Origin of the sequence: Streptomyces sp. NPDC052107 (genome assembly GCF_040680215.1) — a bacterium.
Lineage (GTDB): Bacteria > Actinomycetota > Actinomycetes > Streptomycetales > Streptomycetaceae > Streptomyces.
In genome coordinates this window covers 142,381-168,567 of the sequence record NZ_JBFAWG010000007.1, presented here as the reverse complement: position 1 = coordinate 168,567, position 26,187 = coordinate 142,381, and the positions used below count along the sequence as shown (strand labels likewise).

26 protein-coding genes and 1 pseudogene are annotated in these 26,187 nt (G+C 72.2%); 8 read left to right on the top strand and 19 right to left on the bottom strand.

Going from position 1 to position 26,187, the window contains the following annotated elements; genetic code table 11:
• The first annotated feature begins 111 nt into the window (after positions 1–111).
• Positions 112–663 carry a DUF1697 domain-containing protein gene (locus AB0M27_RS10355; protein ID WP_365719972.1) on the top strand — a complete coding sequence of 184 codons (552 nt, stop codon included), beginning with the start codon at positions 112–114 and terminating at the stop codon, positions 661–663.
• Here the strand turns inward: AB0M27_RS10355 and AB0M27_RS10350 are convergent.
• Positions 629–1,498 carry a transglutaminase domain-containing protein gene (locus AB0M27_RS10350; protein WP_365719970.1) on the bottom strand — a complete coding sequence of 290 codons (870 nt, stop codon included), beginning with the start codon at positions 1,496–1,498 and terminating at the stop codon, positions 629–631. The two genes, AB0M27_RS10355 and AB0M27_RS10350, sit on opposite strands and share 35 nt — an antisense overlap.
• 100 nt (positions 1,499–1,598) lie before the next feature.
• Here AB0M27_RS10350 and AB0M27_RS10345 point away from each other — a divergent pair, with 100 nt between their 5' ends.
• The 4 genes from AB0M27_RS10345 (at position 1,599) to AB0M27_RS10330 (ending at position 5,423) form a co-directional block, all read left to right on the top strand.
• A complete protein-coding gene (locus AB0M27_RS10345) occupies positions 1,599–2,642 on the top strand; it encodes a 2-dehydropantoate 2-reductase N-terminal domain-containing protein (RefSeq protein ID WP_365719968.1) in 1,044 nt (347 codons plus the stop codon).
• A gap of 83 nt (positions 2,643–2,725) precedes the next feature.
• Positions 2,726–3,703 (top strand): sigma-70 family RNA polymerase sigma factor, encoded by a 978-nt coding sequence (locus AB0M27_RS10340; protein ID WP_365719966.1) that lies wholly within the window; start codon positions 2,726–2,728, stop codon positions 3,701–3,703.
• A gap of 55 nt (positions 3,704–3,758) precedes the next feature.
• Positions 3,759–4,394, top strand: a complete 636-nt coding sequence (locus AB0M27_RS10335; RefSeq protein WP_365719964.1) for a DsbA family protein — start codon at positions 3,759–3,761, stop codon at positions 4,392–4,394.
• Positions 4,395–5,114: 720 nt separating this feature from the next.
• Positions 5,115–5,423, top strand: a complete 309-nt coding sequence (locus AB0M27_RS10330) for a hypothetical protein (protein ID WP_356308937.1) — start codon at positions 5,115–5,117, stop codon at positions 5,421–5,423.
• A 31-nt stretch (positions 5,424–5,454) separates the two neighbouring features.
• On the opposite strand, the gene AB0M27_RS10325 is transcribed toward AB0M27_RS10330, so the two are convergent.
• From AB0M27_RS10325 to AB0M27_RS10255, 15 genes are all read right to left on the bottom strand, one after another.
• Positions 5,455–6,204, bottom strand: coding sequence for a sirohydrochlorin chelatase (locus AB0M27_RS10325; RefSeq protein WP_365719962.1), 750 nt, complete (start codon positions 6,202–6,204; stop codon positions 5,455–5,457).
• Positions 6,205–6,212: 8 nt separating this feature from the next.
• Positions 6,213–7,097 carry an ABC transporter permease gene (locus AB0M27_RS10320; RefSeq protein ID WP_365719960.1) on the bottom strand — a complete coding sequence of 295 codons (885 nt, stop codon included), beginning with the start codon at positions 7,095–7,097 and terminating at the stop codon, positions 6,213–6,215.
• Positions 7,084–7,887 carry an ABC transporter ATP-binding protein gene (locus AB0M27_RS10315; RefSeq protein WP_365719958.1) on the bottom strand — a complete coding sequence of 268 codons (804 nt, stop codon included), beginning with the start codon at positions 7,885–7,887 and terminating at the stop codon, positions 7,084–7,086. The genes AB0M27_RS10320 and AB0M27_RS10315 overlap by 14 nt, the downstream gene beginning before the upstream one ends.
• A gap of 12 nt (positions 7,888–7,899) precedes the next feature.
• Positions 7,900–8,994 (bottom strand): aliphatic sulfonate ABC transporter substrate-binding protein, encoded by a 1,095-nt coding sequence (locus AB0M27_RS10310; protein ID WP_365719956.1) that lies wholly within the window; start codon positions 8,992–8,994, stop codon positions 7,900–7,902.
• Between the two features lie 285 nt (positions 8,995–9,279).
• Positions 9,280–10,614 carry a GTP-binding protein gene (locus AB0M27_RS10305; RefSeq protein ID WP_365719954.1) on the bottom strand — a complete coding sequence of 445 codons (1,335 nt, stop codon included), beginning with the start codon at positions 10,612–10,614 and terminating at the stop codon, positions 9,280–9,282.
• Between the two features lie 2 nt (positions 10,615–10,616).
• Complete coding sequence (cysD, locus tag AB0M27_RS10300; RefSeq protein WP_365719952.1) at positions 10,617–11,552, bottom strand: sulfate adenylyltransferase subunit CysD; 936 nt, start codon at positions 11,550–11,552, stop codon at positions 10,617–10,619.
• Positions 11,549–12,121, bottom strand: coding sequence for an adenylyl-sulfate kinase (gene cysC, locus AB0M27_RS10295; protein WP_365719950.1), 573 nt, complete (start codon positions 12,119–12,121; stop codon positions 11,549–11,551). Before cysC ends, cysD begins: the two co-directional genes overlap by 4 nt.
• A gap of 50 nt (positions 12,122–12,171) precedes the next feature.
• Entirely contained in the window at positions 12,172–12,882 is a 711-nt protein-coding gene (locus AB0M27_RS10290) for a phosphoadenylyl-sulfate reductase (protein WP_365719949.1), read from the bottom strand.
• The gene (locus tag AB0M27_RS10285) at positions 12,879–13,061 is read right to left on the bottom strand and encodes a hypothetical protein (RefSeq protein WP_365719947.1); all 183 of its coding nucleotides are present in this window, start codon (positions 13,059–13,061) and stop codon (positions 12,879–12,881) included. The genes AB0M27_RS10290 and AB0M27_RS10285 overlap by 4 nt, the downstream gene beginning before the upstream one ends.
• Positions 13,058–14,758 (bottom strand): nitrite/sulfite reductase, encoded by a 1,701-nt coding sequence (locus AB0M27_RS10280; RefSeq protein WP_365719945.1) that lies wholly within the window; start codon positions 14,756–14,758, stop codon positions 13,058–13,060. Before AB0M27_RS10280 ends, AB0M27_RS10285 begins: the two co-directional genes overlap by 4 nt.
• 125 nt (positions 14,759–14,883) lie before the next feature.
• Entirely contained in the window at positions 14,884–14,967 is an 84-nt protein-coding gene (locus AB0M27_RS10275) for a putative leader peptide (protein WP_309486338.1), read from the bottom strand.
• 139 nt (positions 14,968–15,106) lie between these two features.
• A complete protein-coding gene (locus AB0M27_RS10270) occupies positions 15,107–15,679 on the bottom strand; it encodes a GNAT family N-acetyltransferase (RefSeq protein WP_365719943.1) in 573 nt (190 codons plus the stop codon).
• A 69-nt stretch (positions 15,680–15,748) separates the two neighbouring features.
• The gene (locus AB0M27_RS10265) at positions 15,749–17,083 is read right to left on the bottom strand and encodes a hypothetical protein (protein ID WP_365719941.1); all 1,335 of its coding nucleotides are present in this window, start codon (positions 17,081–17,083) and stop codon (positions 15,749–15,751) included.
• A 175-nt stretch (positions 17,084–17,258) separates the two neighbouring features.
• Positions 17,259–18,560 carry a GAF domain-containing protein gene (locus AB0M27_RS10260; protein WP_365719939.1) on the bottom strand — a complete coding sequence of 434 codons (1,302 nt, stop codon included), beginning with the start codon at positions 18,558–18,560 and terminating at the stop codon, positions 17,259–17,261.
• Between the two features lie 338 nt (positions 18,561–18,898).
• Positions 18,899–20,536, bottom strand: a complete 1,638-nt coding sequence (locus AB0M27_RS10255; RefSeq protein WP_365719937.1) for an acyl-CoA dehydrogenase family protein — start codon at positions 20,534–20,536, stop codon at positions 18,899–18,901.
• 130 nt (positions 20,537–20,666) lie between these two features.
• Between AB0M27_RS10255 and AB0M27_RS10250 the strand changes: the two genes are divergently transcribed.
• On the top strand, positions 20,667–21,887 hold the full coding sequence (locus tag AB0M27_RS10250) for a YihY/virulence factor BrkB family protein (RefSeq protein WP_365719935.1): 1,221 nt from the start codon (positions 20,667–20,669) through the stop codon (positions 21,885–21,887).
• A 57-nt stretch (positions 21,888–21,944) separates the two neighbouring features.
• On the opposite strand, the pseudogene AB0M27_RS10245 reads toward AB0M27_RS10250, so the two are convergent.
• A pseudogene (locus AB0M27_RS10245) lies at positions 21,945–22,773 on the bottom strand (NmrA family transcriptional regulator).
• 114 nt (positions 22,774–22,887) lie between these two features.
• Between AB0M27_RS10245 and AB0M27_RS10240 the strand changes: the two are divergent.
• The gene (locus tag AB0M27_RS10240) at positions 22,888–23,832 is read left to right on the top strand and encodes an AraC family transcriptional regulator (RefSeq protein WP_365720165.1); all 945 of its coding nucleotides are present in this window, start codon (positions 22,888–22,890) and stop codon (positions 23,830–23,832) included.
• 479 nt (positions 23,833–24,311) lie between these two features.
• The gene (locus tag AB0M27_RS10235) at positions 24,312–24,998 is read left to right on the top strand and encodes an AraC family transcriptional regulator (protein ID WP_365719933.1); all 687 of its coding nucleotides are present in this window, start codon (positions 24,312–24,314) and stop codon (positions 24,996–24,998) included.
• Here the strand turns inward: AB0M27_RS10235 and AB0M27_RS10230 are convergent.
• Positions 24,981–25,382: a VOC family protein gene (locus AB0M27_RS10230; protein WP_365719931.1), complete on the bottom strand. Its 402-nt coding sequence runs from the start codon at positions 25,380–25,382 to the stop codon at positions 24,981–24,983. The genes AB0M27_RS10235 and AB0M27_RS10230 overlap by 18 nt on opposite strands.
• A gap of 144 nt (positions 25,383–25,526) precedes the next feature.
• Complete coding sequence (locus AB0M27_RS10225; protein WP_365719929.1) at positions 25,527–26,159, bottom strand: VOC family protein; 633 nt, start codon at positions 26,157–26,159, stop codon at positions 25,527–25,529.
• Positions 26,160–26,187: the final 28 nt, after the last annotated feature.

Genomic DNA, 26,187 nt, shown 5'->3' with positions numbered 1-26,187 from the left:
GGTTGATCCGCCACCCGCCGATCGGCGAGAGTTTCGCGCAGCCCCGCCCCGCGCGGGCCCGGCCGTCGTGCCCACCCCCACGGGGCACGACGGCCGTTCTAGGCTGGCCGGGTGACGACCTACGCGGCGCTGTTGCGCGGAATCAACGTCGGCGGCAGCAAGAAGCTGCCGATGGCCGACCTCCGTACGCTGCTGACCGGCCTCGGCCACACCGGCGTACGGACCCATCTGCAGAGCGGCCAGGCCGTGTTCACCACCGGCCGCGGCGACGAGGAGTCGCTCGCGGCGGAGCTGAGCCGGGCGATCGAGGAGCGGTTCGGCTTCCCGGTCGACGTGATCGTGCGCGACCACGCCTATCTGAAGGCGGTCGCCGAGGCCTGCCCGTTCCCGGCCGCCGACCTGGAGCCCAGGCAGCTGCACATCACGTACTTCTCCGCACCGGTCACCCCGGACCGCTTCGCGGACATCGACCCGGCCGCCCACCTCCCCGAGGAGTTCCGCCTCGGCGACCGCTGCCTGTACCTGTACGCCCCCGAGGGCCTCGGCCGTTCCAAGCTCGCCGAGGTGCTGTCCCGCCGCCCCCGCACCAAGGGCCTGATCGCCACCAGCCGGAACTGGAACACGGTGGTCAAACTGGTCGAGCTGACCGTTCCGGGAGCGTGACGGACCGCCGCCCGAGGAAGGTCGTGTGCGCGACGATCTCACGGGGTACGGCGAGCCTCGGGTCCGCGTGCAGACGGCGCTGCTCCTCGACGGTGCCGGCGGCGGCCACCGTGTCCAGCAGCGCGAGTTCGTCCGGGGTGAGGGGGTGCTCCGCGTCCCATGGCCCCCAGCCGTCCCAGGGGAGCGTCTCGGTGCCGGCCACACAGGCCAGGTCGAGCACCACGCTGTGGGCCACCATCCGCAGACCCCGCAGCTCCGGTACGTCCCAGACGCCGAAGGTGTCAGGGTCCGCCTCCCCGGCCCGGTAGGCCCGCCACGCCCGCCCGGCCACGACGAACTGGTCCCGGGGCACGTCCAGCGGGTCGAACGGCACGCCGTAGCGGTCGTCGTGGACCTGGGGGTCGGCCAACCGCCAGCCGCCGCCCGGGAGTTGGTACTCGGTCACCCAGTGGTCGTCGTGGAAGCCGGCGACGAAGTAGGCGGCGTACCCGCCCCGGACGCGGGCCGGGGTCCCGGTGGCGCGCAGCAGGGAGCACAGCAGCAGCGCGTAGTCGCGGCAGGTGCCCACGAACCGCTGCTCGTACGGCCGTTCCTCGGTGAGCGGGCCGGACCCGCGCTCGCGCAGGATGCGCAGGATCTCCGTGACGTACCGGGACTCGGCGTCGTGGTGCAGCCGTTCCTCGGGGATGGCGCATCCGAAGCGCTCGCCCTCCAGCCGGTGCAGGATCAGCCCGCGCACCAGCCCGGTGAGCCGGCGCGGATCGCGGGGCAGGGCGGTGGCGTCCAGGTCGCCCGGATCGCTGTACGGCGTCTGCCGCAGGTAGAAGTCGTCCATGCTCCGCACGCTCGACCTTGCCCCAGGGGCAAGGTCAAGCACGCGGGGCTTCTCGGAGGCTGACGGGCAGTGCCACGTACGCGTGTGCGACGCTCTGCCCATGCGCTACATCATCATCGGAGCCGGAGCGGTCGGCGGGACCGTCGGCGGGCGGCTGGCCCAGGCCGGGCGTGAGGTCGTCCTCGTGGCACGCGGCAAGCATCTGGCGGCACTGGCGGAACACGGGCTGCGACTGCGGGCGCCGGAAGGGGAGTCGACACACCGGCTGCCCGCCGTCGACGGGCCCGGCCCGCTCGGCGAACTGCGCGCCGACGACGTCCTCGTCCTCGCCGTGAAGACACAGGACACCGTGGCCGCCCTTGAGGCCTGGGCCGACGTGCCCGTGGCCGGTGGGGGCACGGCGGCCGAGCGGCTGCCGCTCGTCCTGCTGCAGAACGGAGTCGAGAGCGGCCGGCTCGCGCTGCGCCGCTTCCGGCACGTGTACGGCGTCTGCGTCTGGCTGCCCTCGACCTTCGTGGAGCCCGGCGTCGTCTCCGCCGCAGGCCGTCCGCTCACCGGCATCCTGCACCTCGGCCGGCTGCCGCACGGCACCGACGACACCGCCCACAGGATCGCCGCCGACCTGGCGGACGCGCACTTCGAGGCGCCGGTCGTGCCCGACGTGGCCCGCTGGCAGTACGCCAAGCTGCTCGGCAACCTCGGCAACGCCCTGGAAGCGGTGAGCGGGCCCGTCACGGGCGAGGTCGCCGAGGCGCTGTACGCGCGCGTGCGGGCCGAGGGCGAGGCCGTGCTGGACGCGGCCGGCATCGTCTGGGCGAGCGCCGGGGAGCAGCGCGCGGCCCGCGGTGACAAGGTCACCCTGGTGCCGCTTGACGGGGCTCCGCGCGGCGGCGGTTCCTCCTGGCAGTCCCTCGTCCGGGGCACCGGCACCATCGAGGCCGACTACCTCAACGGGGAGATCGTGCTCCTCGGCCGGCTGCACGGCGTACCGGCCCCGCTGAACGAACTGCTCCAGCGGCTCGCCAACCGGTTCGCACGGGAGCGCCTGGCCGCCGGGTCGCTGCCGGTCGCGGAACTGGTGCGGACGGCCGACGCGGCCGAGGGGTCGGAGCCGGTCGACTCCCTTGCACCGAACGGCAGTTGATCTTCCGGCCGGTTCGGCGTTTCGTAGGACGTGGTCGGCGTTTCGCAGGGCGTGGACCGTACGCACGAAGGGGCGGGGGAGCGGTGGACGAGTTCACGGACGGGACCCGGGCGGACGACGTCACGCAGGACGCCGGGCAGCGGCTCGCGGAGCGGTTCGAGGCGGACCGGCCGCATCTCACGGCCGTGGCCTACCGGCTGCTCGGCTCGGCCGCCGAGGCCGAGGACGCGCTGCAGGAGGCCTGGCTGCGGACCCGGGACGCCGACCTCGACGGGATTCACAACCTCACCGGCTGGCTGACCACCGTGGTGACCCGGGTCTGCCTCAACCTGCTGCGGGCCCGCCGCAACCGGCGCGAGGAGTTCCTCGAGGCCTACGACAACGCCCACGGCACCCCGGCGGTCTCCGCCGAGGCCGGCGACCCGGCCCGGGAGGCACTGCTGGCCGACCAGGTCGGGGTCGCGCTGCTGGTCGTCCTCGACACCCTCGGGCCGGCCGAGCGGGTCGCCTTCGTGCTGCACGACATGTTCGCCGTGCCCTTCGAGGAGATCGCCCCGCTGATCGAGAAGACGCCGGCCGCCACCCGGCAGCTCGCCAGCCGGGCCCGCCGCCGCGTCCAGGGCCGGCCGCCCGCGCCCGCCGCCGACGCCGTACGCCGGCGCCGGGCCGTCGAGGCGTTCCTGGCCGCCACCCGTGGCGGCGACTTCACGGCCCTGGTCGCGCTGCTCGCCCCGGACGTGGTGCTGCACGCCGACGCGCTGGTCGTACCCACGCCCGAACCGATCACCGTGCGGGGCGCCGAGCCCGTCGCCCGGGGCGCCATGGCCGCCATGGCGCGCGCCCGGATCACCGGACTGGCCCTGCTGGACGGCGAGTTCGGCCTGGTCATGGCGGAGCGGGGGCGCCCGCGCCTGGTCCTGGCCTTCGCCTTCGGCACGGACGGCCGGATCACCCGGATCGGCGTCGTGGCGGAACCGGAACGCCTGCGCGGGACGGAGATCTCGGTGGTGGACCCGGGGCAGACCGGGGCCGGTGGCGCCATCGAAGGATTGGATCAGTGAATCGAGAGCGGATTGGGCCGGGACACTGGACCAATGCGGCACTAGCGTCGCTGCCATGACGTACCGCGACACCGCCACCGAGCCCGCCCCGACCCGGGTCGACTTCTTCTTCGACCCGGCCTGCCCCTTCGCCTGGATCACCTCCCGCTGGCTGCTGGAGGTCGAGCGCCTGCGCCCGCTCGACCTCCGGTTCCGGGCGATGAGCCTGTACCTTCACAACGTCGGCAACGAACTCCCGGACTGGTACCGGGACTTGGTGGACCGCTCGATCGGCCCGGTGCGGGTCGCCGTGGCCGCCGCCGAACGGCACGGCGACAAGGTGCTGCGCGACCTGTACACCGCGTTCGGCACCCGGATCCACGAAGGCCGGACGGAGGACTTCGACCGGGTGATCGCCGAGTCCCTGGCCGAACTCGGGCTGCCCGCCGACCTGTCGGCCGCCGCCCACGATCCGTCGTACGACGACGCGGTGCGCCGCAGTCACGAGGCCGGCGTCGAGCCGGAGACGGGTGCCTATGTGGGCACGCCGACCCTGCACATCGACGGCACGGTGTGGTTCGGTCCCGTGCTGCGCGCCGTTCCGCGCGGCGAGGAGGCGGCCGAACTCTTCGACAGCTTCCGGGTGCTGGCCCGCCACCCGGACCTGTTCGAACTCAAGCGCACCCGCACCGGCGCCCTCCGCTTCGACTGACCGGGAAACGGGCTGGCCGATAAACGTCGCTCGCTCGCGTCGAGTCGGCCGCTCGTGTGACATGCGGGCCGTGACGGACGCAGAACGAAGAGCCGCCGCGGTCCGACGTCACAGGGGAGCGCCGGACCCCGGCGGCCCTCTACCACGTGCCCGCCCCACGAGGCCAGCCCTCGCCGAACCTCGCGACAAACTCATCCCGTTGTCCCTAGGGTGATGCGCGCAGACGGCCAGAAGGGACGAGGGGCACCGATGAGCGTGACGGGCGGGGCATCACGGGCACTGCCGCGGTGCCGCGCCGGCGGGCCGTCTCCGGCGCCGGCGGGGCACCGCGGGAACGGAGCGTCCTGGCGACCGGGCGCCCCGGGGTACCCCGACGGCGTCTTCGCCCACCGCGTCGACCGGGTCGCCGGGGACCGGCCGTATGCGCCGGGGCACCCGGAAACGGTCGTACCCCTCTCGCCCCAAGTACCCCTCCGGGCCCGGTCAACGGGCACCGGTCACCCGGATGGGTGGCGATTTTCGGCCTACTCGACACCGTATTCGCGCGTCACCGCTCCCGGCCTGGTGCAGGGCGGCCCGCGGCCGCCGGGCGCCGGCACGGAACGTCGGTAACGTCAGCCGCACCAGCACCTTCGGCAACCAGAGCCTGGTCGCCCGCGCCGAAGCCGTAGCCACCCCCCAACCCCGAAGGCTCCTTCGGATCACAAGCGAGGACAGGACATGAGTACCTACAACTTCGGGAACGGGCCCATCGACTTCGCCCGTATCGACCCCAGGAACGGCGCACCGGACCTCGAAACCCTCATGGACGTCGCGGACCGGCTCACCGAGGCACTGCGGGCCGAGTACCCGGGGATCGCCGGGAACGGGGAGGTCGTCCAGGCGGAGCTGGCCCTGTCCGCGGAGGACGGCCTGCCGCCCAACCGGGGCCGGATCCGCACCGCACTGGAGAACGTCGCCATCACGGCCGGCGCGGGCACCGCCAGCCTCACCTTCACCCAGCACCTCCTGCACGCGCTCGGCCTGTGACCCCGGGAACGCCGGGAAGGCGGGGGAACGGTCAGGCGCCCAGGGCCGTCAGCGCCGGCCGGCGTGCCGTGTCGTAGCGCTCCAGCAGTACCCGCGCCACCTCCGGCGCGGGGCCCAGCACGTCCGCCAGCACGTCCGCCCCGGCCGCGCCCCGCGTGATGCGGTCCGGCAGAAAGCCGGGGGCCAGGACGTACGGCGCGACGGCGACCCGCTCGCACCCGAGGGCGCGCAGCTCGGCCACGGCGTCCTCGGTGCGGGGGAACCCCGCGGGAGAACCAGCGGAGGCGAACGCAGGCCGCACGGCGCACCAACCGGTGTGCCGCCACTCCCGCGCGATTTCTGCGATCACCGCGATCGCCTCCGGGTCGGTGGACCCCGCCGAGGCCAGCACGACCCCGGTCGAGGACTTGTCGGCGGGGCTCAACCCCGCCTCGTACAGCCGTCGTTCCAGCGTCGACAGCAGCAGCGGCGACGGACCCAGCACGTCCGTCTGCCGGATCCGCAGCCGGGCCGGTGCCTCCCGCAGCACGGCGGGGATGTCGGCCTTGGCGTGGAAGGCACGGGTCAGCAGCAGCGGCAGGGCGACGACGTCCCGCACCTCCTCCGCCGCGAGGGACTCCAGCACGCCCTGCACGGAGGGCACGTTGAAGTCCAGGAAACCGGTCTCCACGCGCAGCTCCGGCCGCAGCGACCGTACCCGCTCCACCAGGGCGTGCACGGTCGCCGCGTGCCGTGGGTCGCGGCTGCCGTGGGCGATGACGAGGAGAACCGGACGGTGCATCGTGTGCCTCAGCCCTTCACCAGCAGACCGCGGCTGCGCAGCACCCACCGCTCCAGCGGGCTGAAGATCAGCAGGTCGATGGCGATGCCGACGAACAGGATGAGCAGGATGGCCTCGAACACCATGGCCATGTCGCCGGCGGTGCGCGCGTTCTCCAGCAGCTGGCCCAGGCCCGTGCCCAGGTCGGGGAAGTTGGCGATGATCTCCGCGGCCATCAGGGAGCGCCAGGAGAAGGCCCAGCCCTGCTTCATGCCCGCCACATACCCGGGCAGTGCGGCCGGCAGCGTGACGTGCCAGGTGCCCTTCAGGCCGGTGGCGCCCATCGTGCGGCCCGCCCGCAGGAACAGCGGCGGCACCTGGTCCACGCCGGACACCAGACCGTTGGCGATGGACGGCACGGCGCCGAGCAGGATCACCGCGTACATCATCGAGTTGTTCAGGCCCAGCCAGATCACCGCGGGCGGCACCCACGCCACCGACGGCAGCGACTGCAGACCGGACAGGATCGGGCCGATGGCCGCGCGCACGAACCTCACCCGCGCCACCAGCAGACCCAGCGGGGTGCCGATCAGCAGCGCGAAGCAGAAGCCGAGCAGACCGCGCGAGATGCTGGTCCAGATGTAGCCGAGGAGGTTGCCCTCCAGCCAGTCCTTCCGGACCGCCTGCCAGACGGCCGACGGGGACGGCAGCTTGGTCGGATCGTCGACGATCTTCAGGGTGATCAGGCCCTGCCAGACCACCAGGACCACGATGATCGCGGTGATCGGCGGGACGATCTTGTCGACGAAGGTCTTGCGGAACGGCGTACGGCCCGGCTGCGCGGTCTCCAGCGCGTCGAGGCCCGCCTCCACGCTCCCACTCTCGCGCGAGGTCGTCGTCTCAGTGCTGGCCATGGCGGCGGATCTCCCCACGCAGTACTTCGGTGATCTCCAGGGACAGTTCCGCCACGGGCGCGTCCTCGATGCGGCGCGGCTGCGGAATGTCGACCTCCCACTCCCGGGCCACCCGGCCCGGACGGGAGGACAGCAGTACGACACGCTGCGCGAGCCGCACCGCCTCGCGCACGTTGTGCGTCACGAACAGCACGGACAGCCCGGTCTCCGACCAGATACGGGTCAGCTCGTCGTGCAGCACGTCCCGCGTGATGGCGTCCAGCGCCGCGAACGGCTCGTCCATCAGCAGCAGACTGCTCTCCTGCGCCAGCGCGCGGGCCATCGCCACCCGCTGCCGCATACCGCCCGACAGCTCGTGCACACGCTTGCCGTACGCGCCCTTCAGCCGGACGAGTTCGAGCAGCTCCTCGGCCTTGTCGCGCCGCTCGGCCTTGGGTACCCCCCTGAGCTTCAGGGCGAGTTCGATGTTCTTGCCCGCGGTCAGCCACGGGAACAGGGCGTGCTCCTGGAACATCAGGGCCGGGCGGCCGTCCGTGGTGATGGACCCGGCGGTGGGCCGGTCCAGGCCCGCCACCAGGTTCAGCAGGGTGGACTTGCCGCAGCCCGAGGCCCCCAGGAGGGTGACGAACTCGCCGGGCGCGACACCGAGGCTGATGTCGTCCAGGACGAGCTGCTGCCCGCCGGGTGTCGCGAAGGACTTCGAGACATGCTCGAGGCGTGCGGCGTACTCGACCGACTCGGCGGCCTTGGCGAGAGTCGTGGCCATGGTCGTCACCTCCTGGGAACTCATCGGGAACGGGCGTCAGCTGGTGCCGAGACCGGCGGCGTCGACCGGGCTGTCACCTGAGGCCTTGAGGACCTTGTTGAGGATCGTCAGGTCGTAGATGCCCTTCAGGTCCGGCTTGTCCAGCAGGCCGGCCTTGACCGCGTGCGCCGCCTCGGTGTCGAGGGTGGAGGCCAGCGGGTCGTCGGTGAACTGGATGGACTTCCACGCCGGGTCCAGGACGTTCGCCGGCAGCGCCTTGCCGGAGTCGACCGCCAGCTGCTTGTTCGCCGCCGCCTTCGCCTGGCCGGGGTTGGCGTTGATCCACTTGTTGGCCTCGACCGAGGCCTTCAGCACCGCCTCGACCGCCTTCGGGTGCTCCTTCAGGAAGGCCTGCCGCACGATGATGTTCGTGATCACGAACTTCTTGTCCGGCCACAGCGTCGACTCGTCCAGCAGCACCTTGCCGCCCTCGGCGACCAGCTTGGACGCGGTCGGCTCCGGCACCCAGGCGCCGTCGACCGACCCGGCCTTGAACGCGTCCGGGGTCACCTTGTTGTCGCTGCGGACGACCGTGACGTCACCCTTGCCGCTCTGCGGGTCGACCTTCCAGCCCTGCTCGGCCGCCCAGTTGAGGAACGCCACGTCCTGTGTGTTGCCCAGCTGGGGGGTGGCGATCTTCTTGCCCTTGACGTCCTTCAGGGACGAGATCTTCTCCGGGTTCACGACCAGCTTCACCCCGCCGGACGCCGAACCACCGATGATCTTCAGGCTCTTGCCGTTCGACTTGGTGTAGCCGTTGATCGCGGGGGAGGGGCCGATCCAGCCGATGTCGATGGAGCCGGAGTTGAGCGCCTCGATCTCGGAGGGACCGGCGTTGAAGGTGGCGTAGTCCGCCTTGGTGGCGCCCAACTCCTTCTGGAACAGGCCCTGTTCCCGGCCGACCAGTGCGGTCGCGTGGGTCAGGTTGCCGAAGTAGCCGATCTTGACGGAGTCGAGTCCGTCGATCTTCTTGGCGCCGGCGGCGACCTTCGTGGTCTCGTCGTTCTTGGACTCGGAGCCGTAACCGCAGGCGGCGAGCGTGAGCAGGGGAAGAGCGGCGAGCGCGGCTATGCCGCCTCGGAAAAGCTTCATGGGGGCGCCCCCGTTCGAGCGAAGTCGAGAATGGGGGAGGATGGCAGGCACGGGAGGGATTCCTCTCGTTGGCCCGGCGTCACGGTCTCTCAGGTCGTGGCCGGGAGATCGGCAAAGGGTCTTCGTCGCTTCCGGGACGTCGGGTGGGGGGTGAGGGCGCGCATGCGGTGCGCGTACGTCAGCGCACACATCGCGCCACCCCGCCCTGTCCGCTGCCGAGGGAGCCGCTGCCGATACGGCCGCCCTCCTTGGCGAACGTCGCGTAGACGTCGGTCGTCTTCATGCTCAGAAGTCCCAGCCGTCGTCTTCGGACTCGTCCTTGACCGGCTCGGGGGAGGCGAACGACTCACCGACCATGCCCGCGGTCAGCGTGGTGCCGTCGCTCGGGTCGATCAGGATGAAGGAGCCCGTGCGCCGCGAGTCGGCGTAGGAGTCGACCGGCAGCGGCTCGGCGGTACGGATCTTCACCCGGCCGATGTCGTTGGCGACGAGCTGTCCCGGGTGCGGGTGCAGGGACAGGTCGTCGAGCGTGAGCCGGGACGGGATGTCCTTCACGATCGCCTTGACCGTGCGGGTGCCGTGCTTGAGCAGCACGCGGTGGCCGACGGTCAGCGGGGCGTCGGCCACGTGGCAGACGGTCGCCTCCACGTCCTGGGTGGTGGCCGGCGCGTCCTTCGTGGGCACGATCAGGTCGCCGCGCGAGACGTCGATGTCGTCCTGGAGCAGGACCGTCACCGACTGCGTCGTCCACGCCACGTCCACCGGCTCGCCCAGCAGGTCGATGCCGGAGATCCGGGTCGTCCGCCCGGACGGCAGGACGGTGACCTCCTCGCCGACCCGGAAGGTCCCGGCCGCGATCTGGCCCGCGTAACCCCGGTAGTCCGGGTGCTCGGCGGTCTGCGGCCGGATCACGTACTGCACGGGCAGCCGGGCGTGGCAGTGCGCCAGGTCGTGGCTCACGGGAACGGTTTCGAGGTGTTCCAGGACGGTCGGGCCGCCGTACCAGTCCATGTTGGCGGACGGGTCCACCACGTTGTCACCGGCGAGCGCCGAGATCGGGATCGCGGTGACCTCGGGCACGCCCAGGTCGGTCGCGTACGCCGTGAACTCCTCGGCGATCGCGGCGAACACGGACTCCTCGTACCCGACGAGGTCCATCTTGTTGACCGCGAGGACGACGTGCGGGACCCGCAGCAGGGCCGCGATCGCCGCGTGCCGGCGGGTCTGCTCGACCACGCCGTTGCGGGCGTCGACGAGGATCACGGTCAGCTCGGCGGTGGAGGCGCCGGTGACCATGTTGCGGGTGTACTGCACATGGCCCGGGGTGTCGGCCAGGATGAACCGGCGCCGCGGGGTGGCGAAGTAGCGGTAGGCCACGTCGATGGTGATGCCCTGCTCCCGCTCGGCGCGCAGGCCGTCGGTGAGCAGCGCGAGGTCCGGGCCGTCCTGGCCACGGCTCGCGGAGGCCCGCGCCACGGCCTCCAGCTGGTCGGTGAGGACCGACTTGGAGTCGTGCAGCAGCCGTCCGACGAGTGTGGACTTGCCGTCGTCGACGGAGCCGGCGGTGGCGAACCGCAGCAGCGTGGTGGCCGAGAGCGCCTCGGTCGTGGTCGTGCTCATGCTTAGAAGTACCCCTCGCGCTTGCGGTCTTCCATCGCGGCCTCGGACAGCTTGTCGTCGGCGCGGGTCGCGCCCCGCTCGGTGAGCCGGGAGGCGGCGATCTCGGCGATCACGGCGTCCAGCGTGGTGGCGTCGGAGTCGACGGCGCCGGTGCAGGACATGTCACCGACGGTCCGGTAGCGGACCTGGCGCTTCTCGACGGTCTCGCCGTCCTTCGGGCCGCCCCACTCGCCCGCGGTCAGCCACATGCCGCTGCGCTTGAACACCTCGCGCTCGTGCGCGAAGTAGATCTGCGGCAGCTCGATGCCCTCACGGTCGATGTACTGCCAGACATCCAGCTCGGTCCAGTTCGACAGCGGGAACACCCGCACGTGCTCACCGGGCGCGTGCCGGCCGTTGTACAGGTTCCACAGCTCGGGGCGCTGGCGGCGCGGGTCCCACTGGGAGAACTCGTCCCGCAGCGAGAACACCCGCTCCTTGGCGCGGGCCTTCTCCTCGTCCCGGCGCCCGCCGCCGAACACGGCGTCGAACTTCTCGCTCTGGATCTTCTCCGTCAGCGGAAGCGTCTGCAGCGGGTTGCGGGTGCCGTCGGGACGTTCCTTCAGCACACCGCGGTCGATGTAGTCCTGGACGGAGGCCACATGGAGCCGCAGCCCGTGCTGGGCCACCGTACGGTCGCGGTACTCCAGAACCTCGGGGAAGTTGTGCCCGGTGTCCACGTGCAGCAGCGAGAACGGCACGGCCGCCGGGGCGAACGCCTTGAGCGCCAGGTGCAGCATGACGATCGAGTCCTTGCCGCCGGAGAAGAGAATCACCGGGTTCTCGAACTCGCCCGCCACCTCGCGGAAGATGTGCACCCCCTCGGACTCCAGCGCGTCCAGGTGCGACAGGGCGTACGGGCTGTCCGTACCGTCCTCGACCTTGGCCACGGTCGTCATGCCAGTCCCCTCTCGCTCAGCAGGGCGTACACGCTCGCCGCGGACTCCTGCACGGTCTGGTGCTGCGACTCGATCCGCAGATCGGGCGTCTCGGGCTCCTCGTACGGGTCGTCGACGCCGGTCAGCCCGGTCAGCGCGCCCGCGGCCTGCTTGGCGTACAGCCCCTTCACATCGCGCACGCTGCACACCTCGACGGGGGTCGCCACATGGATCTCCAGGTACGACGTCCCGTTCGCCGCGTGCCGCCCCCGCACCGCGTCCCGGCTGTCCGCGTACGGAGCGATCACCGGCACCAGAGCCTTGACACCGTTACGCGCGAGCAGTTCGGCGACGAAACCGATGCGCTGCACGTTGGTGTGCCGGTCCTCGCGGGAAAAGCCGAGGCCCGCCGAGATGAACTCGCGGATCTCGTCGCCGTCGAGCACCTCGACGCGGTGGCCCTCGGCACGCAGCCGACCGGCCAGCTCGTACGCGATGGTGGTCTTGCCGGCGCTCGGCAGACCCGTGAGCCAGACGGTGGCTCCGGTGGTCACGTGGTTCTCCTGGGTCGCGTTGTTCGCTTCCGTCACAGCAGTGGCAGCGGGAGCTGTGGCTGCCGTGTGAGCGGCTGTGTTCGTCGTCATCCGTGCAGCCCGCACTCGGTCTTGGAGCGGCCCGCCCAGCGGCCGGCCCGCGCGTCCTCGCCCTCCAGGACCCGGCGGGTGCAGGGGGCGCACCCGATGGAGGCGTAGCCGTCCATCAGCAACGGGTTGGTGAGCACGCCGTGTTCGGTGACGTAGGCGTCCACGTCGTCCTGCGTCCAGCGGGCGATCGGGGAGATCTTGACCTTCTGCCGCTTCTCGTCCCAGCCGACGACCGGGGTGTTCGCCCGGGTCGGGGACTCGTCGCGGCGCAGGCCGGTCGCCCACGCCTGGTAGCCCATCAGCCCCTCTTCGAGCGGCTTGACCTTGCGCAGCGCGCAGCACAGGTCGGGGTCGCGGTCGTGCAGCCTCGGGCCGTACTCCGCGTCCTGCTCGGCGACCGTCTGCTTCGGCGTGAGGGTGATGACGTTGACGTCCATCACGGCCTCGACGGCGTCGCGGGTGCCGATGGTCTCCGGGAAGTGGTAGCCGGTGTCGAGGAAGACGACGTCCACGCCCTTCATGACGCGCGAGGCGAGATGGGCGACGACGGCGTCCTCCATGGACGAGGTGACGCAGAACTTCGTGCCGAAGGTGTCCACCGACCACCGGAGGATCTCCAGGGCGGAGGCGTCCTCCAGGTCGCGGCCCGCCTGCTCGGCGAGCTCCTTCAACTCCTCCGTCGTACGGTCGTGCTGAGCCGTCGTCATATCCCGTCGTCCCCTCCGTGGTCGGCTCGCTGCAGACCCCGGGTGAGCAGTCCGAGGAACTTCAGCTGGAAGGCGCGGTTGCACGCCCCGCATTCCCAGGCGCCGTGACTCTGCTCGTGCGGACGCAGGTCCTCGTCGCCGCAGTAGGGGCAGTAGAAAGGTGCGGCACGTTCGCTCATGACAGTGCCTCCTCGCCGGCGCGCGCGGCCCAGGTGGCGAACCGCTCGCCGTCCTCGCGTTCGGCCTGGAACCGCTTCAGGACCCGCTCGATGTAGTCGGGCAGCTCCTCCGCGGTGACCTTCAGTCCGCGCACCTTGCGGCCGAAGCCCGGCTCCAGGCCGAGCGCGCCGCCGAGGTGCACCTGGTAGCCCTCGACCTGCTCGCCCTTGTCGTCGAGGACCAGCTGGCCCTTGAGGCCGATGTCCGCGACCTGGATACGGGCGCAGGCGTTCGGGCAGCCGTTGAGGTTGATGGTGATCGGCTCGTCGAAGTCCGGCAGGCGGCGCTCCAGTTCGTCGATCAGCGACGAGCCGCGCTGCTTGGTCTCGACGATGGCGAGCTTGCAGAACTCGATGCCGGTGCAGGCCATGGTGCCGCGCCGGAAGGAGGACGGCCGGGCGGTGAGGTCCAGTGCCTCCAGGCCCTCGACCAGCGAGTCGACCTTGTCCTGCTCGACATCGAGGACGATCATCTTCTGCTCGACGGTGGTGCGCACCCGGCCCGAGCCGTGCGCCTCCGCGAGGTCGGCGATCTTCGTCAGCGTCGCGCCGTCGACACGGCCGACACGCGGGGCGAAACCGACGTAGTAACGGCCGTCCTTCTGCCGGTGCACACCGATGTGGTCGCGCCACTGCTGCACGGGCTGCTCGGGGGCGGGCCCGTCGATCAGCTTGCGCCCCCCCAGGTACTCGTCCTCCAACACCTGACGGAACTTCTCCGCGCCCCAGTCGGCGACGAGGAACTTCAGCCGGGCGCGGGTGCGCAGCCGGCGGTAGCCGTAGTCACGGAAGATGGAGATGACGCCCTCGTAGACGTCCGGGACCTCGTCGATCGGCACCCAGGCGCCCAGCCGCACGCCCAGCTTGGGGTTGGTGGACAGACCGCCGCCCACCCACACGTCGAAGCCCGGACCGTGCTCGGGGTGCCGCACGCCGACGAACGCCACGTCGTTGATCTCGTGCACGACGTCCAGCAGTGGCGAACCCGAGATGGCCGTCTTGAACTTGCGGGGGAGGTTCGAGTACGCCTTGTTGTTCAGGACGCGGCGCTTCATCTCCTCCAGCGCCGGCGTGCCGTCGATGATCTCGTCCTCGGCGATGCCCGCCACCGGGGAGCCGATCATCACACGCGGGGTGTCACCGCAGGCGGTGACGGTGGACAGGCCGACGCCCTCCAACCGGTCCCAGATCTCGGGCACGTCCTCGATCCGGATCCAGTGGTACTGCACGTTCTGCCGGTCGGTGATGTCCGCGGTGCCGCGCGCGAACTCCTGGGAGATCTCGCCGATGACGCGCAGCTGCTGGGTGGTGAGCGCGCCGCCGTCGATGCGCACCCGCAGCATGAAGTAGCGGTCGTCCAGCTCCTCCGGCTCCAGCACCGCGGTCTTGCCGCCGTCGATCCCGGGCTTGCGCTGGGTGTACAGCCCCCACCAGCGCATCCGGCCGCGCAGGTCGCTGGGGTCGATCGAGTCGAAACCGCGCTTGGAGTAGATCGTCTCAATGCGTGTCCGCACGTTGAGACCGTCGTCGTCCTTCTTGACCTGCTCGTTGCCGTTGAGCGGGGTGAAGTGGCCCACCGCCCACTGACCCTCACCACGGTGACGGCTCACCTTGCGGCGGGGCGCGGAGGCGGCGGGGTTCGGCGGAGTGGCGGCCATGGTTCTACGTCCTTCGGGACCGGTGGGAATCGTCTCTGAACTGCACGGATGCGCGCACGCGGACAGGCGCGCGCGTCCTTGCGCAGGGAAGAATCAGGAAGGGGTTCGCGGCGGTGCTGGGGCGGTCAGCTCGCCGGACAGATGGCGCTGGACATGCGGCCGAGGTCGACGTGCCGCCGACTCACCAAGGCAATTCCAGTTCCAGACATGACGGAAGCGTGTCACGGCGATCTGGACACAGTCCAGCTTTATCCACCATGCGGACACCCTTGTCCCGGAATATGAGACAAGGGTGTCGTCGCTCACATGACCTGTGGGAAGGCTTGTCCCGGCAGGTCGGGCGGGGTATCAGGCCGGGTGTGCGCCGGGCCAGGGCCCCGGCGTCGGCACATCCGGCTCCAGCTCGACCTCGGTGTCGAACAGGGTGAAGCCGCGCCGCTGGTAGTTGTCCATGGCGAACTCGCCGTCCTTGCTGCACGTGTGCAGCCACACCCGCTTCGTCGGCGTCCGCTCGGGCCACCGCTCGGCCAGGTCCCAGGCGCGCGCCGTGCCGTACGACAGCAGATGGCCGCCGATGCGCCGGCCGCGGAAGGCGGGGATCAGCCCGAAGTAGACGATCTCGACCACGCCCTCGTCCTGCGGCTCCAGCTCCACATAGCCGGCCGGGGTGCCCCGGTCGTAGGCCACCCAGGTCTCCACCCCGGGCCGCTCCAGATGCTCCTGCCACCGGGCGTAGGTCCAGCCCAGCCGGTCGGTCCAGCGGATGTCGCCGCCGACCGAGGCGTACAGGAAGCGGCTGAACTCGGGGGAGGGAAGCTCGGCACGGACGACCCGGACATCGCCCTCCGGCGCGGCGGCGGGCAGGAGGTCGGCCGGCGAAGTCTGCTCCAGGGACCAGGTGGTGACAGGGACGCTGCTCATGCGGGCCAGGGAATCATCCCGCCGCCCGGTCTGTCGATCGACCGGGTCACCCTGCAGAGGCGGCGGGGGTCACCCCATGGACCTGTCCAGCTCCGCCAAAGGCAGGGCGAACAGCATCCGGTCCGACAGCGACCACACCTCTCCCGTCTCCTGCCAGTAGGACAGGGAGCCCGCCGCCTCGGCCCAGCAGCGGTGGGAGCCGTCAGCGCCGCAGTGTGCCGCCTTCGCCCCGCCGACGTCCTGCCGCCACAGCCCGCCGTGTCCGTCCTGTGAGCCGGGCAGGCGTCCCACATACCAGGACGTGTCCTCCGCGCCCGGCGGCTGGTACGACAGCACGCCCCGGATCCCGGCAGCGCGGGTCCGGTACTCCTCCGACGGCGCCACTCTCCCCGCCGCGTCCGTGGCGAGCAGACCCCCGCGTGCCGGAGACGTGCTGAACGCATACCGCCACAGCCGGGCGCTCCGCTCGCCGTCCGGTGCGGTCCACTCCGCGGCGACCAGACTGTCCGGCACGGTGCCCCGGTCCAGGGCGAGCGCGCCGGGACAGGGCGGTCCGGAGCGGCCGCAGCGGCCCCCGGTGAAGCGGTACGAGCCGATCGCGGGCATCACATAGCGGTAGCCGTCGGCCGACCAGCCGCCGGGCACCCGGCCGATCGCGGGCCCGTCGACGTCCGCGCGCTGGATCCGGTCGAGGTCGTAGACGTACAGCGCGTCGGCGCTGCCGGTCCTGGCGGTGACCAGCAGCTTGTCCTGGTACCAGACCATCCCGGAGATCCCGGAGGTCAGCCCCCTGTAGTCACGGCCGCCGTCGACCGGCACCACCAGCAGCACCCAGCGGTAGGCGAGGCGGGCGGGGCCGTCGGCGTTCACGAACGCGACCCTGGCCAGCCCCCGCTCGGCGGCACGCCCGGTGGAGGTGCTGTGGGTCCAGCCGGCGAGCACGACCCGGTGGGTGCCCCAGACTCCGTCGTCGTCGGCGTCCCCGGAGGTGGTCACCGACGCCGGCCGCCAGGCGGTGCCGGCGGAGTCGGTCGCATCCCAGCAGTAGGCGCGCGTGGCGGTCGGAGTGACGGGCAGGGAGGCGCGGTCGGCGGAGGAGCAGTCGGCGGACGCGCGCATCACGAGGTCGGCGCTCGCCAGCACGGCGTCCACGCCGACCGGTCGGCCCATCGCGGCGGAGAGCCGGTCCAGCGCGCGGGCGGGGACCAACTGCTCCTGGAGCCGCAGCCGGCCGGTGTCCGCGGGGGAGGAGAGCGGCTTGAGCGCGCCGGGGCTGTCGGTGACGTCCGCCTGGGACGCGCTGATCAGGGTGGCGGCCGCGGTGAGCGCCAGCGCGGCCCCGGTCAGGACCGCGCGCAGTGCAGCGCCCCGCCTGCGTCGGCGGTGTCTGCCGCGATGCTTCATCTCGTCCCCTTCTCCAGGGCTCCTTCGCCGCCGGGGCGCGCCGCCCGGTGACGGGCCAACTGCGCCTGATGATCCATATGTTGACGCGAGAAGCGGCTGGGAAGGCCCTCAAGGGATGCTACGGCAGCAACGGCCCGCGCAGGGCGAAGACCCCGCAAATATGCGGAAGACACACTCACCGGTCCGCGGGACCGCCGGACGGCCCGGCCGTCCGTCTCCGCGTGATCGCCGGCGCCGTCGAGTAAGGCAGCAGGTCACGGGGGTCAGCGGGGAGGAGCACCTCGAACTCCGCGTTCTCGCGGAAACGATACGGCCGATGCTGCAGAAGTTCCCCGCAGTACCTCCGGATCCTGGATATCTCCGCCCGTACCGTCACCGTGCGTGAAGAGTCCCCGAACAGATCCTCGGCCAGGGCCGCCGCCCCACGTCCGGCCCGGTGCGCGGCGATCAGATACAGCAACTCGGCATGCCGGGGACTGAGTTCGTGCGACCAGGACCCCGCCGCACCGGACACCGTCAGCGTACTGCGTCCCGGCCTGGCCAGATCCAGCACGATCCGCGGAGCCGTGCCGACCGGTTCCTCGGCCGCCCGCAGCAGCCAGCCCCCGGCCAGCGGCTCCACCGCGCACAACCCCAGTGACGGCAGCCACCGACTGCCCGGCGCCAGCGACTTGGGCAGCGCGACACGCCGTACGTACGGCATCCCGGACACCGCCGCCGACCAGCCGTCCCGGTCCACCACCAGCGCCTGACCGTCCAGCCGGGCCAGCACCGGCGCCGCCACCGACCGCAGCCGCTCCAGCGAGTCCCGGTGCAGCTCCCGCAGCCGCGCCTCGGCCAGCTTGGCCACCGAGTCCACCCAGGCGAGGGTCGCCGGATGCATGGTCTCCAGTGGGCCGCTGACGTCCACCACACCGATCAGCCGGCCGTCCCTGGGATCGGTGATCGGCGCGCCGGTACAGGTCCAGGAGGTGTGCGAGCGGACGAAGTGCTCGGCGGCGAAGACCTGTACGGGCCGTCGTACGACCGCCGGGGTGCCCACCCCGTTGGTGCCGACGACGTCTTCCCGCCAGTCCGCGCCGAGTTCGAAGCCGAGGCCGTCCGCCTTGCGCAGCACCGGTGAGGCCCCCTCCCGCCACAGCACCCGACCGTCGGCGTCCGCGACGACCATGATGTGCTGGGCCACGTCGGCGACCGAAAGCAGACCCTGCCGCAGCACCGGCAGCACATGCCGGAGCGGTGACTCCTCGCGGCGGCGCAGCACTTCGTCGGATGGCAGCAGCCCGGACCTGAAGTCGTGGTCGGGATCGACACCGCTGCGCAGCATCCGTCCCCAGGACTGCTCGATCACCGGCCGGGGCGCGATTCTCGCGCGCTGACCGGCAAGGGTGGCGTCACGTACCTCGCTCAGCAGCCGTGCCGCCTGTGCCGCGTCCACGGCGGCCAGACGCGCCACGTTCATCGGCGGGTTCACCACGGGGGCCTCCCGGATTAGGGCTCGAGCATACTTGTCAAGCCGTCCTGGCGGCGGTTTCCGGTCCGGCTGTACCTCTCATACTGCCGCTCCGGGCAGGCCGGAGGCACACACTCCGCGCACGTGCCCCCACAAGTTGCAACCCCCTGCAACCCTGGTGGACCGTCGGAGGGTGGCCGAGACTTGACCCCGACGCGGTATCTCGCGTCCGCGGGCTTCAACGGGCCCATGGGGTGGGGGTGGTGCCGTGTCGGCGCAGCACCACTCCCACCGGGGGTTCGGCCGGTTTCGCGGCAGAGGGTGCGTGGTGGCGGTGCGTTGACGGGTGCGGGCCGTGTGTTTCAGAGTGCCGGGCGGGCCCGTTCGACGATCGACGCCCAGTCCGAGACCGTTGGCAGGGTGCCGAAGGATGCTCCGTGGTCTCCGCCCAGGCGGGAGGCGCAGAAAGCGTCCGCCACCTCTGGTGGGGCGTGCCGGACCAGGAGTGAACCCTGGAGCACCAGTGCGAGGCGTTCCACGACCCGCCGGGCCCGGCCCTCGACGGCGTCCAGGTCGGCGAGTTCGGTGAAGAGGTCCTTCACGGCGCGGTCGAGACGGTGATCGGCGCCGTGTGAGCGGCCGATCTCGGTCAGGCAGGCGTCGAGGGCGCCCGGCTCCCGTTGCAGCGCCCGCAGTGCGTCCAGCGCCTGGACGTTTCCGGCGCCCTCCCAGATCGAGTTCAGCGGTGACTCCCGTACCAGCCGGGGCAGGCCCGACTCCTCGACGTAACCGTTTCCGCCCAGGCACTCCGCGGCCTCGACAGCAAGGGGCGCACAGCGCTTGGTGATCCAGTACTTGGCGGCCGGTACCGCCAGCCGCAGAAAGGCGCGCTCCTGGTCACCGCCGTCGTCGTAGGCGGCCGCCAGCCTGAGCGTGAGCGCGGTCGCCGCCTCCGACTCCAGGGCGAGGTCGGCGAGGACGTTCCGCATCAGCGGCTTGTCGATCAGCTTCCCGCCGAACGCCTCGCGGTGGGTGCAGTGGTGGATCGCCTGCACCACCGCCTGCCGCATCAGGCCCGCCGAGCCGAGCGCGCAGTCCAGCCGGGTCGCCGCGACCATCTCGATGATCGTCCGCACCCCGCGCCCCTCCTCGCCGACCCGGCGCGCCCAGGTGCCGGCGAACTCCACCTCGGCCGAGGCGTTGGACCGGTTGCCCAGCTTGTCCTTCAGCCGCTGGATGAGGAAGACGTTGCGGGTGCCGTCCGGCAGGACGCGCGGCACCAGGAAGCAGGTGAGGCCGTCCGGGGCCTGCGCCAGCACCAGGAAGGCGTCCGACATGGGAGCCGAGCAGAACCACTTGTGCCCGGTCAGCTCGTACGCGCCCGCTTCCGCGAGCGGCCGGGCCTCGGTGGTGTTCGCGCGGACGTCGCTGCCGCCCTGCTTCTCGGTCATGCCCATGCCGAAGAGCACGCCGGGCTTGCGCACGGCGGGCCGCAGCTCCCGGTCGTAGACCGTGGACGTCAGCCGCGGCTCCCACTCGGCGGCGAGCACGGGGTCGGTCCGCAGCGCCGGCACCGCCGCGTGCGTCATCGACAGCGGGCAGCAGTTGCCCGCCTCGACCTGCGTCCAGACCAGGAAGGCGGCGGCCCGGCGGACGTGCCCGGACGGCCGGGTCCAGGCGCCGGTCAGACCCGCCGAGACCCCCTTGCCGAGCAGCCGGTGCCAGGCCGGGTGGAAGTCGACCTCGTCGATCCGGTGGCCGTAGCGGTCGTGGGTGCGCAGCCGGGGCGGGTGCTCGTTCGCCTGCACCCCCCACTCCTGCACCTGTGCCGAGCCCGCGGCGTGGCCCAGCGCGGACAGCTCCGACCGCACCTCGTCGAGCACGTCCGGACCGGTGTGCCGCTCGACGGCCCCCACGAGGGCCCGGTCGGCGGTGAAGACGTCATAGCCGACCAGGGGAGGCGGCTGGTTCGTCACGGTGTGGGTGGAGGTGCCTGCCATGATTGCGAACCTACCGGGACAGCGACGGTGATGGTCTCCAGAGTGGCACAGCGGCCCCACCGGGCGCGCCGGATGCGCTCGCCCGGCCCGGAAGGTGAGGGCGGCCCGGTGCTGCGGATACCTTTGGGTCGTGCAGCCAGCAAGTGAACCCCCCGAGCGGCCCGCCGGCCGCCTCCACCGGGCCAGAGCCCTCTACCGGAACGTCTCCAAGCGCAGGACGGCCTGGCTGCTGCTCAAGGACACCGTCAACTCCTGCATGGAGTACCGCATCCTGGGCCTGGCGGCCGAGGCGGCGTTCTTCACGCTGCTGTCGGTGCCGCCGCTGCTGCTCTGCCTCATCGGGCTGCTCGCCTACGTCGACACCTGGACCGGCGCACACACCATCAGCAGCCTCGAGACCAACATCCTCGAGGCCTCGCGGACGGTCCTGTCCGACAAGGGTGTGAAGGAGATCACCGAACCGATCCTGCACGACGTGATGAAGGGCCGCCCCGACATCATCTCCATCGGCTTCCTCTTCGCCCTGTGGTCCGGCTCCCGCGCGGTGAACGTGTTCATCGACACCATCACCGTCATGTACGGCCTCGACGGCGTCCGGGGCATCGTCAAGACCCGGGTGATGTCGTTCCTGCTGTTCATCGTGGCGTTGCTGATCGGCTCGGTGGCCCTGCCGCTGATGGTGGCGGGCCCCGACGCGGTGGTGCGGGTGGTGCCCTGGTCGGAGACGGTGGTGCAGGTCCTGTACTGGCCGGTCGTCATCGTCCTTTCCATCGCCTTCCTGACGACCCTGTACCACGTGTCCGTGCCGGTCCGCTCCCCGTGGATCGAGGACGTCCCCGGCGCTCTCGTCGCCCTGGCCATGTGGGTCCTCGGCAGCTTCCTGCTCCGCATCTACGTCGTGCACACCATCGAGGGCGCCACCATCTACGGCTCGCTCGCCGCCTCCGTCGCCGTCCTGCTGTGGATCGGCGTGGCGGCCTTCGCCGTCCTCGTCGGCGCGGCCGTGAACGCCGCCATCGACCGGGTCTGGCCCGCCGCCGCCACGGCCGCCGCCCGCGCCGCGAACGAGCGGATCCGCGAGGCCCAGGTCGCCGAGTACGTCGCCCGGGCGGCGGTGGCCCGCGAATCCGACCCCGACGACCCCGACATGCCCTCCGAGTTCCCCGAGCGCTGGTCCCGCTTCCTGCCCCCGGAGGACGTCACGGCCCGCCTGCGCACCCACGCCAAGCACCCCCACCACGCGCACAAGGCGAATGGCCGGCCTTCGCACGAGGCTGACGGGGGCGATGGGGCTGCCAACGGGGTGAACGGGGCCAATGGGGACGAAGGGCCGGCGCGGCACGAGAAGTGACCTGAGGCCGTGGGGGCCGTGGGGGAGACCGGCCTTCCGAGGTCCCGCTCACCGGGGTCAGGCCTTCCACGCCCCGGCTGCCGCCGCCTCCCGGGCGAAGTCCCCGAAGTCACGCGGCGCCCGGCCCAGCACCTGCCGTACGCCGTCCGAGACGTGCGCGTTCCGCCCGTCGAGCAGGGATGCGAACAGCCCGACCAGGCACTCCGCCTCCTCGGCCGGCACCCCGAACCGGGCCGGCCGCTCGCCGTAGTCCCGCGCCGACACGCCCGGTACGCCAACTCCCGCCCCGTCGCCGCCGCGACCTCGGCGACCGCCTCGCCGAAGGTCAGCAGCCGCGGCCCGGACACCTCCAGCGTCCGCCGCACCCACCTGTCGCCGCCGGTGAGCGCCGCCACCACCACGTCCGCGATGTCCCGTACACCGACGAACGGCTCCCGCACCGCCCCGCCGGGAAACACCAGCTCCCCGTCCACACGCAGCTCCTCCGGCAGCGGCCCCTCGCTGAAGTTCTGCGCGAACCACGCGGCCCGTACGACCGTCCACTGCGCCCCCGACTCCGCGAGCGCCCGCTCCGTCGGCAGGGCCTGCTCCTCGCCCCGGGCCGACAGCAGCACCAGCCGCCGCACCCCGAGTCCCACCGCCGCACGGGCGAGCCGGCCGACCGCCTCGGGCGCGTCCGGCGCGCCCACGTCCGACGGGTGCACCAGGTAGGCCGTGTCGGCGCCGCGCAGCAGCGGCTTCCAGGTCGACCGGTCCTGCCGTCGAAACACCGGTCGAACCCCCCGGAGCGGGAGGCGGCGCGGACCGTCGGGCCCGCCGCCCGCGCCGCCGCCGCGACCCGGCTTCCGGTACGGCCGGACGCACCGGTCACCACGAGGGTCGACATCGCCGGGTCCGCCGTCCGGTGCCCGCTGTCCGTGGTCTCCGCTGTAGGCGTCCTCGTCGTCTGCGTGTTCTGCGTCATCTGCGAGTTCTGTGGGTTCCGAGTGTTCTGGGTGTTCTGTGTGCTATAGGTGCACTCGCAGGACGCGCGCGCGGCGCCTTCCTGATCCGGGCGTGCTTCGACCCGCCGTGGGTCGTGCGAGTGGAGGACGAGGCTCCGCTGACCGTGATGCTCATGGCGCGCGGTTCGGCCTGGATCACCCCGGACGGCGACGGGGTGCCGGTGCGCCTCGGCCCCGGGGACCTGGCGATCACGCGCGGCCCGGACCCGTACACCTGTGGCGACGAGCCGGACACCGCCCCGCAGGCGCTCATCCTGCCCTGCGGCGAGTGCCGCTACCCCGGCGGCACCTCGCTGAACGGCTCCATGGACCTCGGCGTGCGCACCTGGGGCGACCGCCCCGACGCCGGCACGATCATGCTGATCGGCACCTACCTGATGCGCGGCGAGATCAGCGGACGCCTGCTCGACGCCCTGCCGCCCCTGCTGACGCTCCCCGCCGACGTGTGGGCCTGCCCGCGCACGCCCCTGCTGGCGGAGGAGATCGTCCGCGACGAACCCGGCCAGGAGGTCGTCCTCGACCGCCTGCTGGACCTGCTGCTCATCAGCGCCCTGCGGGCCTGGTTCTCCCGCCCGGAGGCGGCGGCCCCCGCCTGGTACCGGGCGGGGGCCGACCCGGTCGTCGGCCGCGCGCTGCGCCTGCTGCAGGACGACCCGGCACACCCGTGGACGGTGGCTGCCCTCGCCGCCAAGGCCGGCGTCTCCCGCGCGGCCCTCGCCCGCCGCTTCACCGACCTCGTCGGCGAACCCCCGATGTCCTGCCTGACCGGCTGGCGGCTCGCCCTCGCCGCCGACCGCCTGCGCGACACGGACCTCACCCTCGACACCATCGCCCGCCAGGTCGGCTACGGCAGCGCCTTCGCCCTATCCACCGCCTTCAAGCGCGCGTACGGCGTGAGCCCGCAGGACCACCGGGCTGGTCGTGGCGGGGTCCGCTCCTGAGGGCCCGCACATCCCCAGGCAAGGGACTCCACCCAGTCCTCTCCACCCGGTGAGTGGGGCTGCCGTCCACCTGCTTTCCACCCGGCCCTCCACCCGTGCTCCGATCCGCCCGGCACCGCCTCGCACCCAGCGTCTTCCGTAAGCGGGGCGGGCAGGCCCGGTGCCGCAAGGCAATCAGATGGAGGCACAGCGCGCCGTGCGTCCTCTCGCTGCTCCTGCCGGCCCTGACCGCCGCGGCCACCGCCGCCTACGCCCGCCGCCTCCGCACCCGCCACGGCGTCCCGCTCCTCGGCGCCCCCGACTTCGCCGGCGGCACCGCCGATCCCGCCGGGGAACGGCAGCCGGCGCGGAACGGGGGCATACGCACCCCGGCGTCTTTGGCGTCTCTGGCGTCTCGGGAGTCGTCGCGCCCCCGGGCACGGCGTCCGACCTGATCGGGAGCAGACGTCGGGCGCCGTCGGCGACGTAGGCTTGCACCCGTGTACACGGAGCGGGCGTCCCGGCTGACCGGCGCGGTCGTGTGGACGAACACCCCGGAGGGGACCGGGGGCGGGCCGGTACTGCCCGACGGCTGCATGGACCTGCTGTGGAGCGAGGACCGACTGCTGGTCGCGGGCCCCGACACCCGCCCGTACGTCCCCGAGGGTCCGCCCCGCTCCTGGGCCGGCGTCCGCTTCTTCCCCGGCACCGCGCCCGCCCTGCTCGGCGTCCCCGCGCACGAACTGCGCGACCTGCGGGTCGACTTGGCCGACCTGTGGCCCGCCGCCCGGGTCCGGCGGCTGCGCGAGCGTGTCGAGGCGGCACCCGACCCGGCGACGGCACTGGAGGACATCGCCCTGGACCGGGCAGCGCGGACCACGGCCCCCGACCCGCTGCTGCACCGGCTGGTGCGGCGCCTGGACGAGGGCCGCCCGGTGTCGGCCACGGCCGCCGAACTCGGCATCGGCACAAGGACGTTGCACCGCCGCTGCCTGGGCGCGTTCGGCTACGGACCGAAGACCCTGGCCCGCATCCTGCGTCTGCAACGGGCGCTGGCGCTGGCGCGCTCCGGGACGCCGTACGCCGAGACGGCCGTCCGCGCCGGGTACGCGGACCAGCCCCATTTAGCCCGCGAGGTCCGGGAGTTGACGGGTATGCCGCTCGGGCAGCTACTCGGCGGCGGCTAGCGGGGCGAACAGGTCGACGCCGTTGCCGTCGGGGTCGTGCACGGTGGCGTACCGCTGCCCCCAGAACGCGTCCCACGGCTTCAGCTCCCCTTGGTACCCGGCGGCCACCAAGTCCTCGTACAGGGCGTCGACCTCGGCGGGCGAGTCGCACCGGAAGGCAAGCCCGACACGGCCGCCGCCCCCGGGCGGCTGCCAGCCGGGATGGAAGGAACGGACGGTCTCCTCGGTGTCCAGCGCGAAGACCAGCCCGCCGGGCAGCTCGGCCTCGACGTGCGGCTGCTCTTCGGACCCTTCGGGAAAGACGAGTCCGAGGCGACGGTAGAAGGCGAGCGCGGCGGCCATGTCGGATGCCACCACGCCGATCACGGCGAATCGTGGAGTCATGGCGTCACCGTAGGCGGGCGGTCGCCGGCCGGTCTTGAAGAAATCGGCCACTCATGGCGCACAGACCCCGTCATGACGCGTTCCCGCTCCCCGCGTGCCCCCGCCCTGTCTTCCCCTCCCCTCCCCCCGCCCCGCGTTCCCGCCTCAGCCGAAGGTCACGGGCCCGTTGGGTGTGTCCACGGTGAAGGACAGCGTGGCCGGTCCCGTGGTGAGTGTCAGGCCGGTGTTCAGGGCCGCGAGCGGGCCGCGCAGTCCCTCCGGGTCCGGCACCGCCCCGGACACCTCCAGTAGCGGGGTGACCGGGAGTCCCGAGGCCGCAGGGTGGCGGGACTCGCCCCAGTCGATCAGGAACGGCACCAGGCCGGAGGGATGCGCATGGCCGCTGTCGGTCAGTCGCCACCGCAGTACGGTGCCGTCCGGAGTGCGGCGGCTCATCGGGTGCACGGGCCCGGGATCGTAGCCCCGCTCGCGGGCCGCCGCGATCGCCGCGTCCAGGTCGGGCGGGCTGATCGCCCAGGTCAGCGTGCGCGGCCCGGTCAGCCGGTCGACCCCGAACGGCCGCGGCGCGGCGGGTTCGGGCTGCTCGGGGTCGGGGCCGAGGATCTCCAGATAGCTCCGACCGCCCAGCCCCACCAGATGGTTGCGCGTGCCGAGGCCGAGATGCACCCCACCGGGCACGGGCGTCACCCCGGTCCGCCGCGCGAACTCGGCGACGGTCGCCGCCAGGTCGGGCGTGGCGAGGACGAGATGGTCCAGGAACGGGGGTACGGCGCTCATGCCCGGCGAGGCTACGGTCAGCGGGCCT

Excerpts from the sequence above, each read along its gene's own strand:
- AB0M27_RS10280 (WP_365719945.1), bottom strand. The coding sequence starts at position 14,758 with ATGGCCGCCACTCCGCCGAACCCCGCCGCCTCCGCGCCCCGCCGCAAG.
- AB0M27_RS10230 (WP_365719931.1), bottom strand. The coding sequence starts at position 25,382 with ATGACTCCACGATTCGCCGTGATCGGCGTGGTGGCATCCGACATGGCC.
- AB0M27_RS10325 (WP_365719962.1), bottom strand. The coding sequence starts at position 6,204 with ATGCACCGTCCGGTTCTCCTCGTCATCGCCCACGGCAGCCGCGACCCA.
- AB0M27_RS10305 (WP_365719954.1), bottom strand. The coding sequence starts at position 10,614 with ATGAGCACGACCACGACCGAGGCGCTCTCGGCCACCACGCTGCTGCGG.
- cysD (WP_365719952.1), bottom strand. The coding sequence starts at position 11,552 with ATGACGACCGTGGCCAAGGTCGAGGACGGTACGGACAGCCCGTACGCC.
- AB0M27_RS10290 (WP_365719949.1), bottom strand. The coding sequence starts at position 12,882 with ATGACGACGGCTCAGCACGACCGTACGACGGAGGAGTTGAAGGAGCTC.
- AB0M27_RS10225 (WP_365719929.1), bottom strand. The coding sequence starts at position 26,159 with ATGAGCGCCGTACCCCCGTTCCTGGACCATCTCGTCCTCGCCACGCCC.
- AB0M27_RS10320 (WP_365719960.1), bottom strand. The coding sequence starts at position 7,097 with ATGGCCAGCACTGAGACGACGACCTCGCGCGAGAGTGGGAGCGTGGAG.
- AB0M27_RS10350 (WP_365719970.1), bottom strand. The coding sequence starts at position 1,498 with ATGGACGACTTCTACCTGCGGCAGACGCCGTACAGCGATCCGGGCGAC.
- AB0M27_RS10255 (WP_365719937.1), bottom strand. The coding sequence starts at position 20,536 with ATGGCAGGCACCTCCACCCACACCGTGACGAACCAGCCGCCTCCCCTG.
- AB0M27_RS10315 (WP_365719958.1), bottom strand. The coding sequence starts at position 7,887 with ATGAGTTCCCAGGAGGTGACGACCATGGCCACGACTCTCGCCAAGGCC.
- AB0M27_RS10310 (WP_365719956.1), bottom strand. The coding sequence starts at position 8,994 with ATGAAGCTTTTCCGAGGCGGCATAGCCGCGCTCGCCGCTCTTCCCCTG.
- AB0M27_RS10345 (WP_365719968.1), top strand. The coding sequence starts at position 1,599 with ATGCGCTACATCATCATCGGAGCCGGAGCGGTCGGCGGGACCGTCGGC.
- AB0M27_RS10270 (WP_365719943.1), bottom strand. The coding sequence starts at position 15,679 with ATGAGCAGCGTCCCTGTCACCACCTGGTCCCTGGAGCAGACTTCGCCG.
- AB0M27_RS10330 (WP_356308937.1), top strand. The coding sequence starts at position 5,115 with ATGAGTACCTACAACTTCGGGAACGGGCCCATCGACTTCGCCCGTATC.
- AB0M27_RS10265 (WP_365719941.1), bottom strand. The coding sequence starts at position 17,083 with ATGAAGCATCGCGGCAGACACCGCCGACGCAGGCGGGGCGCTGCACTG.
- AB0M27_RS10335 (WP_365719964.1), top strand. The coding sequence starts at position 3,759 with ATGACGTACCGCGACACCGCCACCGAGCCCGCCCCGACCCGGGTCGAC.
- AB0M27_RS10285 (WP_365719947.1), bottom strand. The coding sequence starts at position 13,061 with ATGAGCGAACGTGCCGCACCTTTCTACTGCCCCTACTGCGGCGACGAG.
- AB0M27_RS10275 (WP_309486338.1), bottom strand. The coding sequence starts at position 14,967 with ATGTCTGGAACTGGAATTGCCTTGGTGAGTCGGCGGCACGTCGACCTC.